The 14,219-nt window shown below is 71.0% G+C and carries 8 protein-coding genes, 3 tRNA genes and 1 pseudogene (1 of these 12 cut by a window edge); 2 read left to right on the top strand and 10 right to left on the bottom strand.

Features of this window, described 5'->3' with window-relative positions:
• Window positions 1-167: 167 nt before the first annotated feature.
• The 3 genes from EFAMC1_RS08690 to EFAMC1_RS08700 all read right to left on the bottom strand — a co-directional run bounded on the left by EFAMC1_RS08690 (window position 168) and on the right by EFAMC1_RS08700 (window position 7,777).
• Window positions 168-3,944, bottom strand: coding sequence for a UvrD-helicase domain-containing protein (locus tag EFAMC1_RS08690; protein WP_154053892.1), 3,777 nt, complete (start codon window positions 3,942-3,944; stop codon window positions 168-170).
• On the bottom strand, window positions 3,941-7,258 hold the full coding sequence (locus EFAMC1_RS08695) for a PD-(D/E)XK nuclease family protein (protein ID WP_187324626.1): 3,318 nt from the start codon (window positions 7,256-7,258) through the stop codon (window positions 3,941-3,943). The genes EFAMC1_RS08690 and EFAMC1_RS08695 overlap by 4 nt, the downstream gene beginning before the upstream one ends.
• Before the next feature lie 225 nt (window positions 7,259-7,483).
• Complete coding sequence (locus EFAMC1_RS08700; protein ID WP_154053894.1) at window positions 7,484-7,777, bottom strand: YerC/YecD family TrpR-related protein; 294 nt, start codon at window positions 7,775-7,777, stop codon at window positions 7,484-7,486.
• Between the two features lie 293 nt (window positions 7,778-8,070).
• Between EFAMC1_RS08700 and EFAMC1_RS08705 the strand changes: the two genes are divergently transcribed.
• Window positions 8,071-8,427: a phage holin family protein gene (locus tag EFAMC1_RS08705; protein ID WP_154053895.1), complete on the top strand. Its 357-nt coding sequence runs from the start codon at window positions 8,071-8,073 to the stop codon at window positions 8,425-8,427.
• A gap of 157 nt (window positions 8,428-8,584) precedes the next feature.
• On the opposite strand, the gene EFAMC1_RS08710 is transcribed toward EFAMC1_RS08705, so the two are convergent.
• From EFAMC1_RS08710 to EFAMC1_RS08735, 6 genes are all read right to left on the bottom strand, one after another.
• A tRNA-Cys gene (locus EFAMC1_RS08710) sits at window positions 8,585-8,658 on the bottom strand.
• Window positions 8,659-8,697: 39 nt separating this feature from the next.
• A tRNA-Gly gene (locus tag EFAMC1_RS08715) sits at window positions 8,698-8,773 on the bottom strand.
• Between the two features lie 162 nt (window positions 8,774-8,935).
• The gene (locus tag EFAMC1_RS08720; RefSeq protein ID WP_154053896.1) at window positions 8,936-9,694 is read right to left on the bottom strand and encodes an anti-sigma factor antagonist; all 759 of its coding nucleotides are present in this window, start codon (window positions 9,692-9,694) and stop codon (window positions 8,936-8,938) included.
• Between the two features lie 128 nt (window positions 9,695-9,822).
• Entirely contained in the window at window positions 9,823-12,060 is a 2,238-nt protein-coding gene (locus EFAMC1_RS08725) for a SpoIIE family protein phosphatase (protein ID WP_154053897.1), read from the bottom strand.
• Window positions 12,061-12,181: 121 nt separating this feature from the next.
• A tRNA-Leu gene (locus EFAMC1_RS08730) sits at window positions 12,182-12,272 on the bottom strand.
• Between the two features lie 398 nt (window positions 12,273-12,670).
• Window positions 12,671-13,231, bottom strand: a complete 561-nt coding sequence (locus tag EFAMC1_RS08735) for an SDR family NAD(P)-dependent oxidoreductase (RefSeq protein WP_187324627.1) — start codon at window positions 13,229-13,231, stop codon at window positions 12,671-12,673.
• On the opposite strand from EFAMC1_RS08735, the gene EFAMC1_RS08740 reads away from it, so the two are divergent.
• The gene (locus EFAMC1_RS08740; RefSeq protein WP_261981841.1) at window positions 13,212-13,373 is read left to right on the top strand and encodes a hypothetical protein; all 162 of its coding nucleotides are present in this window, start codon (window positions 13,212-13,214) and stop codon (window positions 13,371-13,373) included. The two genes, EFAMC1_RS08735 and EFAMC1_RS08740, sit on opposite strands and share 20 nt — an antisense overlap.
• A 311-nt stretch (window positions 13,374-13,684) precedes the next feature.
• On the opposite strand, the pseudogene EFAMC1_RS08745 reads toward EFAMC1_RS08740, so the two are convergent.
• Window positions 13,685-14,219, bottom strand: a pseudogene (locus EFAMC1_RS08745) (ABC transporter ATP-binding protein); it runs 463 nt beyond the window's last position.

Here is a 14,219-nt window from a genome sequence, read left to right on the forward strand (position 1 = left end):
TCCTCCCCACGATGGCGGCGCGTCCCCACGCGCTGTCATTCGCTTGTTTACATAACTCGTCACAAGTCTAGGTGCAGCCAAGCCTTCGGGGCGCGGCGGCTCGGCGTGCGGTAGGAAACGAGGGGACATGGGGCGGGTGCGGCTCTCCCCCGCACCCGCCGCCCGCCCTACCTGAACCGGTAGCGCGTGACGACGGGCTGGCCCGTCCCGTCCTCGAGCTCGACGCAGACGAAGGCGCAGTCGACGTCGCCAAAGCCCTGCCGCCTGAGCACGGAGGCGTAGAAGCGTGCCTGCATCTCGTGCCGAGAGCGAATCTGGGCGTAGGTGAGCCCGTGGTCGCCGGTCTTGTAGTCCACGAGCAGGGCCTGGGGCCGCCCGGCGCGGGAGACGGAGCCGGCCGGGGTAGCTGCGAGACCCGCGGTCGGCGCCACGTCGGTCGCCAGGAGGTCGATGGCCCCCTCGAGGTCGCTCCCGAGCGGGGACGCGACCTTGCAGAAGAACGGCACCTCCGCGCGGACGAGGCCGTGCGCGAGCACCTCACGGCGCAGGTCGCTCCCCTCCCAGCGCACAAGGACCTCGCGCAGCCGGCCAAGGTCCCTGCGGCCGACGCCGTAGGCGCGCGCCACCACGTCCACGCGCCCGTCGGCGGGCGCGTGGCCCGTCTCGACCATATAGCGGGCAAGCTCGTGGAAGGCCGAGCCGAGGCTCGTGGCGCGGTCGGCGTCGTCCGTCTCGGCGGGGTCTGCCGAGTCATCCTCCCAAGGCGGGGCAGCGGGCACGTCGGCAGCCCCGCGACAGCGACCCTCAACGGGAGCCTCGCCCCGGGGCACCTGGGCCGCACGGGCCGCCTCCGCGGCGTCGACGGGCTCGGGAAGCGGCAGGTCGAGCATGTCATCGAGCGTGAGAGACACACCCTTGGCCGGGGCATGTCCCGCGTCGTGGGCGTCGGGCTCCGCCAGGCCAGTGGCAAACACGCGGTGGGCGGACGAGTAGCTGAACACGCCCTCGCGCGGACGCCAGGAGCCGAGGCGCGCGTGGGTCTCGGCGTCGATGTCGAGGAGCTCGAACGCTCGGCGGCCATCGGTGGCCTCGGCGGAGGGATCCTTCTCGACCGCGAGGCCCGTGACAGCAGCCGCACCAACGCCCGCCCCGCCATCGATACCGCCCGCGGCAGCGTCCTCGATCCCGGCGCCACCGCCGTCCACCTCGACCGACCCGTCGGCCGCAAGCGACACGTCGACCGTTCGAGCCAAACCCGACGCCGCGCCGCCGTAGTCGAACCCCTCCTCGCCCGAGCGCGGGCGCTCGGCAAAGAGGGCGTGGCAGATGTCGTTGGCCATCGCGGGAGAGAGCGACTCGTCCTTCTTCTCCGTGACGTCCATGGCAAGGACCACGCACTCCTTGGCGCGCGTAAGCGCCACGTAGAGCAGCCGGCCGTCCTCGCGCGTCTCGGACTCGGCACGCTCGGCCTCCATGAGGGAGCGCCACTCGAGCGGGGAGGCGCAGTCCTCGGGGCCCGCCGGCGCGTCCTCGCCCAGGTCGGGCAGGGTAAAGCCGGACGGCGCCAGCGACAGGACCACGCGCTCGCCGTCCCTGCGCGAGAGCAGGCGCGGAGCCGGGCGCGGGCGCTCGGAGCCGCAGCAGCCCACCACGGCCACCACGTCGAACTCGAGGCCCTTGGAGGCGTGCGCGGTCATGAGGCTCACCGCGTCGAGGCCCTCGCCCGAGAGCGACGCCGGCCCCTCCTTGGCCGCGTCGAGCCAGCGGCCGAACTCGTCCGCCGCCCGAATGGCATCGAGTGCCGCAGGCTCGGCGAGCTCTCGGACGTGGCGGATTGCGGCAAGCACGTTGGCCGCGACGGCGCGGCCGGAGACGCCCCGTCCCTCCAGGCGTGCGAGCCAGCCCGACTCGCGCACGGCCATGAGGCAGACGTCGGCCACGGGCAGCGCGCCCACGCGCGCCCAGGCACGGCCCAGCACGCGACGGGCGGCCACGAGGCGCTCGGAGGGGCCCACGTCCCCAAAGAAGGGCTCGCCCTCGCGCGCACCCACGTTGATGCGGCGCTTGGCCGGGGCGTCGAGCACCTCCTGGGGCTTGGTGGCCAGAAGCAGCATGTCGTCCGCGTCGAGGGCAAACATGCCGCTCGAGAGCAGCGGGAACACGCCGGACTTGGTGTCCTGCGGGTTGGCGAGCGTGCGCAGCAGGGCCAGCACGGTGCGCACCTCGGGCGCCCGCGCGAAGGTGGAGCCGCCCACCACGACGCTCTCGAGGCCGCGGGCACGAAGCGCGGCGATGTAGGTGTCCGCGTCGTTCAGGCTGCGCATGAGCACGGCCATGCGCCTGGGCTCCACCCCAGCCTCGCGGATGCGCGCCAGGCGATCGGCCAGCTGGCGTGCGGCGATGCGGCCACGCTCGGCCTTGGGGACCGCACGGGCCCCCAGCTTGTGGGCGCGCGTGAGCTCCACCACCACGCGCGGGGCGCGGTCCTCGGGAAAGTCGCTCTCGCGGTTCGGCTTGGCCCTGAGGTCCATGAACGCCGGGACGATGCCGGTGGTGCCGCAGACGCGCGCCACGAAGCGCAGGATGGCGTCGTCGCTCCTGAAGTTGTAGTCGAGCCGCACCGCGCCGGCCTCGCCCACCTCGGCGCCGCGGTCCTCGAACACGCCCACGTCGGCACCGCGGAAGCCATAGATGGCCTGCTGGGCGTCGCCCACCGTGGTGAGGTGGCAGGCCCCGGGGCCGGAGAGCCCCTTGACCATGCTGACCTGCTGCCCGTTGGTGTCCTGGAACTCGTCGACCATGACGAGGCGAAACTTCGACGAGTACGCGTCGGCGATCTCAGGGTGCTCGCGGAAGGCCCGGGCGAGCAGCTGGAGCAAATCGTCGTTGTCGAGCACGCGCCGGGCGCGCTTCTCCTCGGCGTAGAGGGCGTCGATCCTCCTCGCGAGGCGCATGAGCGGCTCCTCCAGCGCCTGGGCCCGCGCGAGCGCCACCTCGCCCGCGGCGATGCCAAGGGCCTGTTGGGCCTCGGTGCAGAACTGCTTCACGGCCTTGGCGCGCCACTTGTTGCCGTTGGGCCGGTAGAGCCCCTCGAGCACCTCGGCTGCCGCCTCGGCCGTGCGCCGTCCCGGCGCGAGCTCGCAGTACGCGCGCAGGCGTCCGAGCGCCTCGCGGCAGCGCTCGAGCTCGTCGGGATACTTGGAGTCGCAGCCACACAGGGCCTCGTAGGACTCGGCGAGCGACGCCATGACGTTGGCCACGCTGACGCTCGCGTCCGCAAACGCAAGCGAGTCGAGCCCACTCACGGCCGAGGCCGCCTTGTCGCGCACCGCCGCCACGAGGCCCAGCACGCCCTCGCCCCGCCCAAAGGCGCCCGAGCTCGCCGAGTACTCGGCGAAGAGGGCGTCCAGGCCCGGATCCCCGTCGAGCTCGGCTAGGGCGTCCTCGGTGGCCTGGCGGCGCAGCACACGCGCCTCCTGCTCGCCCACCATGGCAAACTGCGGGTCGAGGCCCAGGTCGAGCGCGTGCGTGCGCAGGATGCGCGCGCACATGTGGTGGATGGTGCTCACCCACGCCGCGTCGACCCCGAGCGCCTCCTCGGCAAGCCCCGCCTCGCGAAGCGCCGAGCGCACGCGCTCCTTGATCTCGCCGGCCGCCTTCTCGGTGAAGGTAATGACAAGGGCCTGGTCAAGGCTGTCGAGATAGGGCCTGCCGCCCTCGCCCGACCCCGGACAGAGCGCCCAGACGATGCGGCGCGTGAGGGTGAACGTCTTGCCCGAGCCCGCGCCCGCCGCCACGAAGACGGGGCGGTCGAGCGTGGTCACGATCTGGCGCTGCTCGGGGAGAAGCCCCCTGAACAGCCGCGCCACGGCCTCGGGCGCGGCCCCCGCGGCGGCAGCCCCCTCGGGGGCAGCCGTGGACCTTGCAGCCGTCTCCTCGCTCATGACAGCCTCCTTTCGCAGTCGAGCACCGGGCACCACGCGCACGCGTCCGGGGCGATGGGCCTTGCGTCGATCTCTCCGGCGCGCATGCGCCCGATGGCCTCGGCGATGCGCTCCTCCGTCCTGTCGAGCAGGTCATCGAAGCTGCGGGCGCCGGGAACCGGCACGGTGACGCGGGCGGCACGGCGCTCGGAGAGGCCGCCCGCACCCCACACGCTCTCGACGTCGCGGACGCTGACGGCACCCGCGACCTCGTGCCGGCCCTTCGTGCCCAGGTAGACCGCTCCCACCAGCGTGACGCCCGTGCCCTTGAGAAGACGCCGCGCCACGCTCGCGTAGACGAGCGTCTGCACGCGTCGGGGCAGCAGGAATTCGGTCCGCTCCTCCGAGTCGCCGCGGGGCGAGAGCGCGTACTCGTCGAACAGGGCGCTCTTGTGCTTGTAGTCGATCACGAGCGCCCTGCCCTCGCCATCGACGTCGATGCGGTCGATGGTGCCCACGAGGTCCGCCCCGGCGTAGGTGGCCGCGAGCCCGGACGAGCCGCCGAAGCGTCCCTCGAACAGACGCGGCTCGAAGCCGCGGAACAGGTTCGACTCGTACGCGAGCGTGGTCTCGAGGTCGCGCTCGAGCTCGGCGAGCCGGCGCTGCTCGGTACGGCCGTGCGGGACGAGCGCCTGCTTGGAGCGGGTGGTGCCGTCCGCGCGCTGGTGCGCGAGGTGGAGGGTGAACTCTTCTCGCAAAAGCTCCGTGGCATGGGCGAGCGTCTGCGCGTCGACCCTGGACCCCTCGACGCGCGTGGCCGGGTCAAACCAGAAGAGCGAGCCCTCGGGCTCCCCCTCCGCGTCCTCGCCCACAAGGTCGGCGCGGCGGGAGGCCTCGAGGAAGAGCTGGCGATGCGTGACCTCCAGCACGCGGTGGGCAAAGGTGCCCATCTCCATGTTGGTGAAGCCGGCGTCGCAGTCGTCCAGGCCAAGGCGGCGCAGCGTGAACCACTTGTACGGACACTCGAGGTAGGACTCGATCTGCGAGGCGGAGAGCGACGGACGCCCCTCCGGCAGCTCGGCCTGGCCGTCGCGCGGCACCACTACGAGGCGTCTCAGGGCAGAGTCGAGCCCGCCCGCAGGAGCCGGACCTGACGCCAGGCGACCGGCGGGCGCCTGGCCCGTCGCGGAGAGGTTCTCCTCTATGAGGCCCTCGTCGCGTGCGGAGGACGCGTCTGGGCGAAGCCGCGGACGCTCGCCGCCCTTGCCGTCCGGCTCGGTGCCATAGCAGGCCACCACCTCGGAGAGCATCACGGCCGGGAAGGTCTCGGCCGCGGACGCGTCGCGGGCGGGCCGCACGAGCGCCACCTGGCCCGTCGCTGCCCTGAGCGCCGCCGAGAAGCCCGCACGCACGCGGGCGAGGCCGGGCGTGGGACGGTCGATGCCAAGGTGGTCGAGCAGCTCGTCCAGGGCCCCGTCCGATGCGGGAATGGGCGAGGATGCGGCATCGAGCCCCAGGTAGACCAGGGCGTCTGCCGAGCAGGGCGCGAGCGAGGCCGCCGTAGCCGGGCTCATGAGCTCGACCGTGCAGGTGCCCGCTGGCTCCGCGCCCGCCGACTGCGCCCCAACAAGCTCCGGGCGCAGGGTGACGCGCAGCCTGCCGAGCGCCGCCTGCGCGAGCTCGACGAGCCTGGCGAGGGTCACGCCGTCCTCCCCCAGGGCCACGCCGGCATCACGCAGGGCCCGGCCGGCCTCGGCCACGGCCACGAGCGCCCCCTCGTCCTCGGCGGCGGCAAGCGCGGCCTCGGCGGAGGGATCGGAAGACGGCTGGGCGTCGCCCCCGGCGGACGCCGACGCGGACGCGACGGGAGCCGCCCCAGCCGGCGAGGCGCCGTCCTGGGCAGAGGCCCGATCGGCATTCCCCCGCCCCGCGCACTCCCGGACCGCGACCAGCCTGCCCGCGGCGGCGGCAACGTGGCCCTTGAGCAGCGCACGCACGGCCGAGGCAATGGCCGGCGAGGTGGCCTGCGGGTTGGAGAGCGTGGCCAGGACGCCCGCGGGGGTGAGGATGCGGTTGCCGCGCCAGGCGGCGTCGCGGCGCCAGGCGACCGCATGGGGCGCGGCGCCCACGCGCGAAAGCAGGAAGTCCGAGACCTCGCGCGGCGGCCACCAGCCCATGTCGGGAAGCTCGTCGCTCGCGGCGTCGGGCCAGGCCTGCTCGAGCTCGACGAGGTGGGCGACCGCTCCCGCAAACCGCATGAGGCCGGCGGCCACGCGCGTCCTGGCGGCCGGCATCGAGAGCTGCGCGCGTACCGCCAGGCCCCAGGCCTGCAGCTTGGGCGCAAGCGTGCGCCAGGCAGCCGCGACGTCGGGCGCGACCACCACCACGCGCAAGGCCCCCTTGCCGGCAAGCCCCAGTACGTGCCGGCAGACCAGCTCGTCCACGGCGAGCGGACCCGCCGGCTCGAGCAGCCGCACGGCCCCGCCCGGCTCGAGCGGCATCGCCTCGTCCGGACGGAACAGCGTATCCACGAGATACTGGAGCTCAGGGGCTCGCCCGGCCGCCGCACTCACGCCGTCGGCAACGACAGCCGCGTCCGGCGCCTCGGCAGGAACGTCCTCGACGGCAATCCCCCGCGCATGGGCCGCGGCCGCAAGCTCCGCCTGGGCACGCGCCGCCAGCTCGCCCGCCGGACCCGCACCGTCGGCCACGAAGAGCGCGAGGTCGGACCCCTCGGCAACCGCAAGGGCAAACTCCCTTGTGGCCCGCGGCATCTGGCCAAACCCGACCATCACGAAGGCAGCAGGCTCGGCTCCCTGCCCCCGCATGAGGCCGGGCAGGCTCGCGAGCGCCTCGCACGGCTCCACGAGGCCGCGCTCGCGAAGCAGCTCGCCATAGTCGCGGGCAAGCTCGAGGGCCCGCCGCTCGCCGGCGGAGAGCCCGTCCACCGCCTCGTCTGCGGGCAGCCAGGGCAGGCCCCTGGCCGCAAGCTGGCAGAGTACCTCGACCGTGCCATCGCCCGCATCGAGCGGGGACACGTCGCCTCGCTCGAGCAGACGCGACATGAGCACGGCGCGGACCGGCGGCGTGACCATCGCGCGGCCGTCACCATAGAGGCCCCAGCGCAGACTGGCCCAGGCATCCGCCGTGGTGCAGGTCACGCCCAGGGCCAGCCCCGGCTGCGCGGCCAGCTCGCGCTGGGCCCGAAGCGCCACGGCCAGGCTTGGCGCGAGCAGCACGGCCGAGCCACGAGCGGCCAGCGAGCGCCGCAGCAGGGCCACGACCTCGGGCGCCACGAGGCGTTCGTCGTGCGTGTGTATGAGTTGCAGCGTCATGTCCCCTCCCCGCTCGCGGCGCGGCGGCGCCGGCCCCTATCGACACAAGCATCCTACCGCCACGAGCGGACAAAAAATCGCCCGTCGAGAAAGCACGAGGTAAACAGCTTGATTTTGCAGCCCGCTTCTTCCCGGTGGCACAGGTCGCCCAGGCCAGGCGCGCCTCTTGCCATACGGCCGACCCACAGCGACACCTGGCCAGCCCTGCCGACCCAGGCCGCGTCCCTACGGGCGCAGGTGGTCCAGCACGCTCCTATAGCCGCCCACCGACCCGTTCAGGCACTTGGAGACGCGGCTTACCGTCGTGGACGAGGCACCCGTCTTCTGCTGCACGGAGAGGTAGGGCTCGCCGGCGTCGAGCAGGCGCGCCACCTCGAGGCGCTGGGAGAGGTCCTCGATCTCACGCGGGGTGCACAGGTCGAGCAGCAGCGCCGAGGCCTCCTCGCTCGACACCAGGCTCGCCAGGGCCCGCGCCAGGGTCTGGGCAGACTCGCTTGCCATGACCTCGTGTGCATCCATGCCGCTCCCCCTCCGACGTCGCGCCGGGCGCTCGTTTCCTCGAGATACTTTAGCGCATTAAAGTGGATTGCGCGGAAGTCGCGCGGCAGGGCTTGCACGGGAGCCGCGCGACGGGACCCACGGAAGCCGAACGGCGGGGTTTGCGCGAAAGCCGCACAACGAGGGTCCCGCGGGAGCCACGCGGGATCCCGCAGGAGCCGTGCGGAGGCCCCACGGGAGCCAGTGGCAAGGGTTCCACGCGCCCCGCCCGCGGCCCGTGGGTATACTCCCACCAGCACATCGAAGGGAGACGCATGGGATTTCTTGGAAGGTGGCTCGTCGGGGCCATCGCGGTGGGAGCGGCCATCTGGCTCGTCCCCGGCATCGAGGTCGTAGGCGGGGCTTACGCGGGTCCCATCTTCACGGCCCTGTTCCTCTCGTTCGTCAACGCGGCGGTGAAGCCCGTCCTCAAGGTCCTGAGCCTGCCGCTCACGATCGTCTCGCTTGGCCTGTTCTCGCTCGTCATCAACGCGTTCATGCTCGAGCTGGCAAGCTACCTCTCCCGCAACATCACGCACGCCGGCGTGCTCATTGATAGCTTTGGCGCGGCGTTCCTCGGGGCGCTCGTCATCTCGATCGTGACGTCGCTTCTGGGCGGTGCCATGGAGTAGCGGAAAGGCGTCCCCATGCACCTCGGGCGCGCGCATGTAGACGTGCCGGCCGTCGGGCGCCACGGAGTAGCGGGCATGCGTCCCCATGCACCAGGACGCCACGGAGCGGGACAAAGGAGCGGCCCCGGGAGAGATTCCCGGGGCCGCTTGCGTTTGCTGGAGGCGACGCCCAGATTCGAACTGGGGGTGGGGGCTTTGCAGGCCCATGCCTTACCACTTGGCCACGTCGCCATATGAGAAGGGCCGGTGAGAACCGGCCCGAAGAATGCATGGAGCGGACAACGGGGTTCGAACCCGCGACCCCCACCTTGGCAAGGTGGTGCTCTACCAACTGAGCCATGTCCGCGTGCGGGTATATACTTTACACAAACGCCCCTCGCCGCGCAAGAAGATATTTTGGGAGATTTGGACGGCGCTCATCTGGGACCCGTTTGCCCGGCACCCAGGCACTCGGCGTCACCCCCGAAGGCACACGCCGGAGAACTCCCCCGGCCAGCGCCCGGCTCCCTCACCCCCGCACGGCCGCCATCGGCGTGAAGAGCTTCACGAGCCTCACCACCGTGCCCGTGCCGGTAGGCTTGCGGCGAATCTCCACCGAGTCGGCGAGCATCCGCATGAGCTTGATGCCCCTGCCCCGCTCGCACTCGTGGCTCCCCTTGGCTGCACCGTCTTCCCCCTCCGCGCCGGACTCGAAGCCGCAGCCGCAGTCGGTGACCTCCACCACCACGCGGTCGGGGTAGACCCACACGCTCAGGAGGACGCCCTCGGCGCAGGTGTGGTCCACGGCATTTCCCAGCGCCTCGCCCGATGCGAGCGTGAGGTCGAACACCTCGTCGGGCGTGAGCTCGGTGCGCGAGAAGAGCTGCTCGACCCGCTGGCGCGCGTCCTGGAGCCGGTTGGGGTCGACGCGCATGGTGCTATGCCAGAGGGGCCGCACCGTGGGGTCGAGCGCCGGGATGGACGGCTTGGGGCCATGGCCCGAGACGGGGATGAAGTCGACGAGCCGGTTGATGACGAGCATGCGGTAGATCGAGGCGCTCACGTTCACGAGCGAGAGCAGCCCGCCCGCCTCGCGCAGCTTGGACGCGGCGCCCATAATGAGCCCCATCCCCGCGCTGTCGACGTAGGAGACGTCACCCAGGCTCAGGATGACGCGACGCACGCCCGACTGTATGCCGTCCAGGATGCAGGCACGCACCCGCGGGACGGACATCACGTCGAGGTCGCCCTCGATGGGAATCACCAGTATGCTTCCGCTCTTATCCATACCGGCATTCTGCCCAGGCGCCCCGGGGCCTAACGCGGGGCTCCCGCCATTCTGCGTGTCGCGCCCGCCTTGAGCGGGGCAGCCGACGCGCGGGCATGGCGACAGGCCCCGAGGCCCTGGCCCGCCGCCTACCCCTGCCGGGAGCGCCGCCGCGACGCCCCCACCCGGTCGAAGCGCAGCGCCACCATGGCAACGTCGTCGTCGAGGTGCCGGTCCGTGAACGCGTCCAGGCGCGAGAGCATGCGGTCGAGCAGGCCGTCGAAGTCGCCCGTGGCCTCCTCCATCACGGCGTCGTGCAGGCCCTGCTCGCCAAAGAAGGCGCCCGAGGGGTCGCGTGCCTCGGTGACGCCATCGGTGTAGAGGAAGAGCCTGTCGCCCTCCCCCACGCTCACGTGCCCGTCGTGGTAGGGCATGCCGCGAAAGGCCCCCACCACGCCCGACTGCTCGTCGAGCGTCTCCATCTCGTTGGTCCCGGCGCGCAGCAGCAGCGCCGGCGGGTGGCCCGCCGAGCAGTACGCGAGCGTGCCGCGGCGCAGGTCGACCATGCCCGCGAACATCGTCGCGAAGGTCTCGAGGCGCGAGAACCCCAGCAGGAAGTCGTTGAGCAGCCGCACCATGCGCGAGGGCGGGAGGCCCTCCCACGCGTAGGCGCCGATGGCCGTCTTGACCGCCGCCGAGACGCTTGCGGCCTCCACGCCCTTGCCCGAGACGTCGCCCAAGATCACGCACGCCTTGCGGTTGGGCAGGCGGATGAGGTCGTAGAAGTCGCCGCCCACCATCGCGCTCGCCGTGGCCGACGAGTAGAGCCCGTGTCCCGTGATGCCCTCCACGTGCTGCAGCGAGTTGCGCATGCCGCTCTGGAGCGCCTGCGCGATGCGGGTGTCCTTGGAGCGGCGCTCGCCCGCGGCCACCGTCTCGCGGATGTCGATGCAGGCGCGACGGAGGAAGTTGAGGTCGACGTCATCGAGCGGCTCAGCCTCCACCGGTCGCACGACGAGGCAGGCGTGCCGGCGTCCGCCCAGCTCGCCCACGTCGACGATGGCGCCCTGGAGGTGCTGGCCCTGCCCGGCCAGCCACCGGCCAACCGGCGAGGTGGCGCCGAAGGCCACCACGGCCACGCCCATCTCCACATGCCCGGAGACGAGGTCGTCGAGCGAGAGGGGCATGTCGGTGTCGCCCGCGTCAGGCAGGGCCACGATGCAGCCGCTCTGGTGCGGCGCGCACCTGATCGTGACGATGTCGGCGGCGAGGGCCTCCGAGACGGACTTGGCCGCAACGGAGAGGTCGCCCTCGGAAAGCTCCGGAGCGTCCTCGAGCGCCGCGTGCAGCTTGGCCGCGGCGGCGTCCAGGCGCTGCGTGCGCTCGGTGCGCATGGCTGTGAGGGCCGCCGCGAGCTCGATCGAGAGGTACTGGGCCACCGAGTCGAGCAGGCGGGCGTCGTCGCGCCTCGTGGGGCGCGCCTCGGCCCAACCCACCTCCATGATGGCGATGACGTGGCCGCCAAACCAGACGGGCACGCACACGAGGCTCGCGAAGGGCGGCGCCTGGCGGGCCGGGATGCGGCGCGTGACCCCGGTGTCGTCGTCGATGAGCTCGCGGTATGAGAGCGAGCCCGAGCGCAGGCTGCGCTCGCTGGGCGGCACGAGGCGCAGGCGCAGCGCGCTGCCGGCTCGCGTGGCGATGGTCTCGAGCCCCTCGCCATAGGCCATGAACTGCGGCACGCGGGCGCCCTCGAGCGAGCGTGTGACGCCCCTCAGCCTGAAGCCGTCGGCCTCGGCGAGGTAGAGCAGGGTGCCCAGCGCCTCCATCGTGTCGGCAATCTGCTCGAGCACTTCGCTGAACAGCACGTCGACGTCCTGGACATCGATGGTCTCGAGCACGATGCGCAGGGTCCCAGAGAGCCTGCGGTTGGCAAGCGAGAGCTCCTCGAGGAGGCGGTCGTGCTCGCGCTCGGCCGAGAGACTCGCGTCCGCCGGGCGCATCACCGCGAGGTAGGTCTCGCCGGGGGCCACGACGCGGTCGCAGCGGGCGGCGACGAGCACGGAGCCTCCCTGGGCGAGGCGAAGCGACAGCTGGGTGAGCGAGCCGTCCAGCGAGAGGGGCAGCTGATTGGGGTGCTCCTCGGCGGGGCCGGCCGTGTGGGCGAGGCGGCCGTCGAAGAGGAAGTCGTAGACGTCCGAGCCCACGAGCTCGTCGGCGGCAAAGCCCGTGAGGGCCTCTGCCTGGGGGTTTGCGGCCAGGATGCGATAGGCGCCGTCAAAGGCGAGGACGGCATCGGTGGTGAGCGACATGAGCGCCGCCAGCATGCCGGGGGCCGCCGCGCGCCCCAGATTCCCGACCTTGGCAAGCGCGTGTTGGGATGGCATGGTCTCCCCCAGACGTGTTCGCGGACGGACTGGCTGTGGCGGGTGCCGGCGCGGGCGGACGCGGGCAGGCGGCACACGGCCCCTAGATAGCAAAAACGGGCCCGGAGGCCCGTGTCTTTGCTGGTGTCGGAGGCGGGACTTGAACCCGCACGACCTTTTAGTCAGTCACTAGCACCTCAAGCTAGCGCGTCTGCCAATTCCGCCACTCCGACTTTTCAATGCCCAACGAGCTGAAGTGCCGCTCGTTTTGCGCGAGAAAGAATATACGACACCTCGCCAGGCAACGCAACAACTTTTTTCGATGATTTTCGGAGCCGCTCGGCCGCGTCTCCCCAAACCGTCCCAACTAGGCGTCGTTGTCCCGACCCGCAAAACTGCGCCGCGCCTCCCCGCCACCCGCCAGCGCCCGCCAAAACGGCACGGCCAAAGCCACACTGCAAAGCAGCGTCACCCCACACCGCCCAACAAGGCACCGCGGCCCTAGCCCCTCCGCAACACTGCGCCGCCCAACAAGGCGCCATGGCCCTGGCCCCCTCCGCAACACTGCGCCGCGCTGGTCTGGTCGAGACAGAAGACGTTTCTGAAAAAGGTTATGCCGCATAATCCTTATTCAGAAACGTAGTTTGTAGTCCTCGTCACGAGAAACATTTTCAGAAACGTAGTTTGTGGTCCTCGTCACGAGAAACAATTTCAGAAACGTAGTTTGTGGATCTCGCCGACGAGGACCTTCTTCAGGAACGCCTTTTGCGGCCAAGCTGCGGTTTGGGATGGTTTGCTGGCGCGGCCGTTTTGGGACGCGGATAATGATGCCGATGTCCTGAAGACGCAGCCGACTTCTCAAGCCAGCCTCCTTGGCGCAGCTCTTGGTGAGCGGGATGACGGCCGCCTTGGACGCAACATGCGTGGCCACGGGATACGCCCCGCCCAAGCCACCGATGACCGCGATGTTGATGATGGAGCCGCCCTTGCCGATGTGGCCGCCGATGACCGCGATGGTCTCGAAGTAGGCGCGCAGGCTCACGTTCATGATGGCGTCGTAGTCCTTGGCCATGTCGAGGCTCATCGTCAAGACCTGGTGCATGACGCCCGCGTTGTTGACGAGGATGTCCACCTTGCCGTACGCCTTGAGCGTGTCGTCAAGCAGGTTCTTGATGTCGCCCGAGGAGGTCATGGCGGCGCGCCCACTCGCCGACATCCGGGCAAGCGACGTGATCCGCGAGGCGGGCTGCAGCCACGGCAGCCTCTACCGCTCCTTCGCCCACCGCGTGGCCCTCGTCACCCACCCCGAGCCGCCCACAACCCCCGCCGACTGAGCGCGCAAAATGGACAGTTCCACGGCGTTTCAAGAGGCCGGAACATCCCATTTTGCACGCTCAATCTTCCGGCACCCCCAAGCACCACAGCGCCCCAACCCGCACAGAAGCCAGGATCCCGCTCGCACGTGCCGAAGACGCGCGCAGCCCGGTTAACGCAGGAATGCCCAACAACGCAGGGAGGCCCCGTCTCGTTCCACACCCGAGGGCTAAGGGACTTGCGAAGCAAGTGACCTGAGGGTGGGGACGAGGCGGGGCCTCCCGGACAGCAACGTTAGGCGAGCCGGTAGTTCAAGGAGTGCGGGGTTCGCCTACAGCTCGATGGAGGATTCCTTTATGGGGTGGTCCTCCGCGAAGTGGCACGCGCAGAAGTGGCCCGGCGCAACCTCGCGCAGCTCCGGACGCTCCTTGGCGCAGCACTCCTTGGCAATCGGGCAGCGCGTGTGGAAGCGGCAGCCACTCGGCGGGTCGATCGGCGAGGGCGGATCACCCTTCAAGATGATGCGCTTGCGCGAGCGCTGGACGTCCGGGTCGGGCACGGGCACGGCCGAGAGCAGCGACTGCGTGTAGGGGTGGTGCGGCTCGGCGTAGAGGGTCTTCCAGTCGGAGACCTCCATGAGGTTGCCGAGGTACATCACGGCCACGCGGTCGGAGATGTGCTGCACCACCGACAGGTCGTGCGCGATGAACAGGTAGGCCGTGCCGTACTCCTGCTGGAGCTCCTTGAGGAGGTTGAGCACCTGCGCCTGGATCGACACGTCGAGCGCCGACACCGGCTCGTCGCAGATGATGAGCTTGGGCTTGAGCGCGAACGCGCGCGCGATGCCGATGCGCTGGCGCTGGCCG

This window comes from Olsenella uli (assembly GCF_901212675.1).
Classification (GTDB): domain Bacteria; phylum Actinomycetota; class Coriobacteriia; order Coriobacteriales; family Atopobiaceae; genus Parolsenella; species Parolsenella uli_B.

Excerpts from the sequence above, each read along its gene's own strand:
- EFAMC1_RS08690 (WP_154053892.1), bottom strand. The coding sequence starts at position 3,944 with ATGAGCGAGGAGACGGCTGCAAGGTCCACGGCTGCCCCCGAGGGGGCT.
- EFAMC1_RS08695 (WP_187324626.1), bottom strand. The coding sequence starts at position 7,258 with ATGACGCTGCAACTCATACACACGCACGACGAACGCCTCGTGGCGCCC.
- EFAMC1_RS08700 (WP_154053894.1), bottom strand. The coding sequence starts at position 7,777 with ATGGATGCACACGAGGTCATGGCAAGCGAGTCTGCCCAGACCCTGGCG.
- EFAMC1_RS08705 (WP_154053895.1), top strand. The coding sequence starts at position 8,071 with ATGGGATTTCTTGGAAGGTGGCTCGTCGGGGCCATCGCGGTGGGAGCG.
- EFAMC1_RS08720 (WP_154053896.1), bottom strand. The coding sequence starts at position 9,694 with ATGGATAAGAGCGGAAGCATACTGGTGATTCCCATCGAGGGCGACCTC.
- EFAMC1_RS08725 (WP_154053897.1), bottom strand. The coding sequence starts at position 12,060 with ATGCCATCCCAACACGCGCTTGCCAAGGTCGGGAATCTGGGGCGCGCG.
- EFAMC1_RS08740 (WP_261981841.1), top strand. The coding sequence starts at position 13,212 with ATGTCGCCCGAGGAGGTCATGGCGGCGCGCCCACTCGCCGACATCCGG.
- EFAMC1_RS08735 (WP_187324627.1), bottom strand. The coding sequence starts at position 13,231 with ATGACCTCCTCGGGCGACATCAAGAACCTGCTTGACGACACGCTCAAG.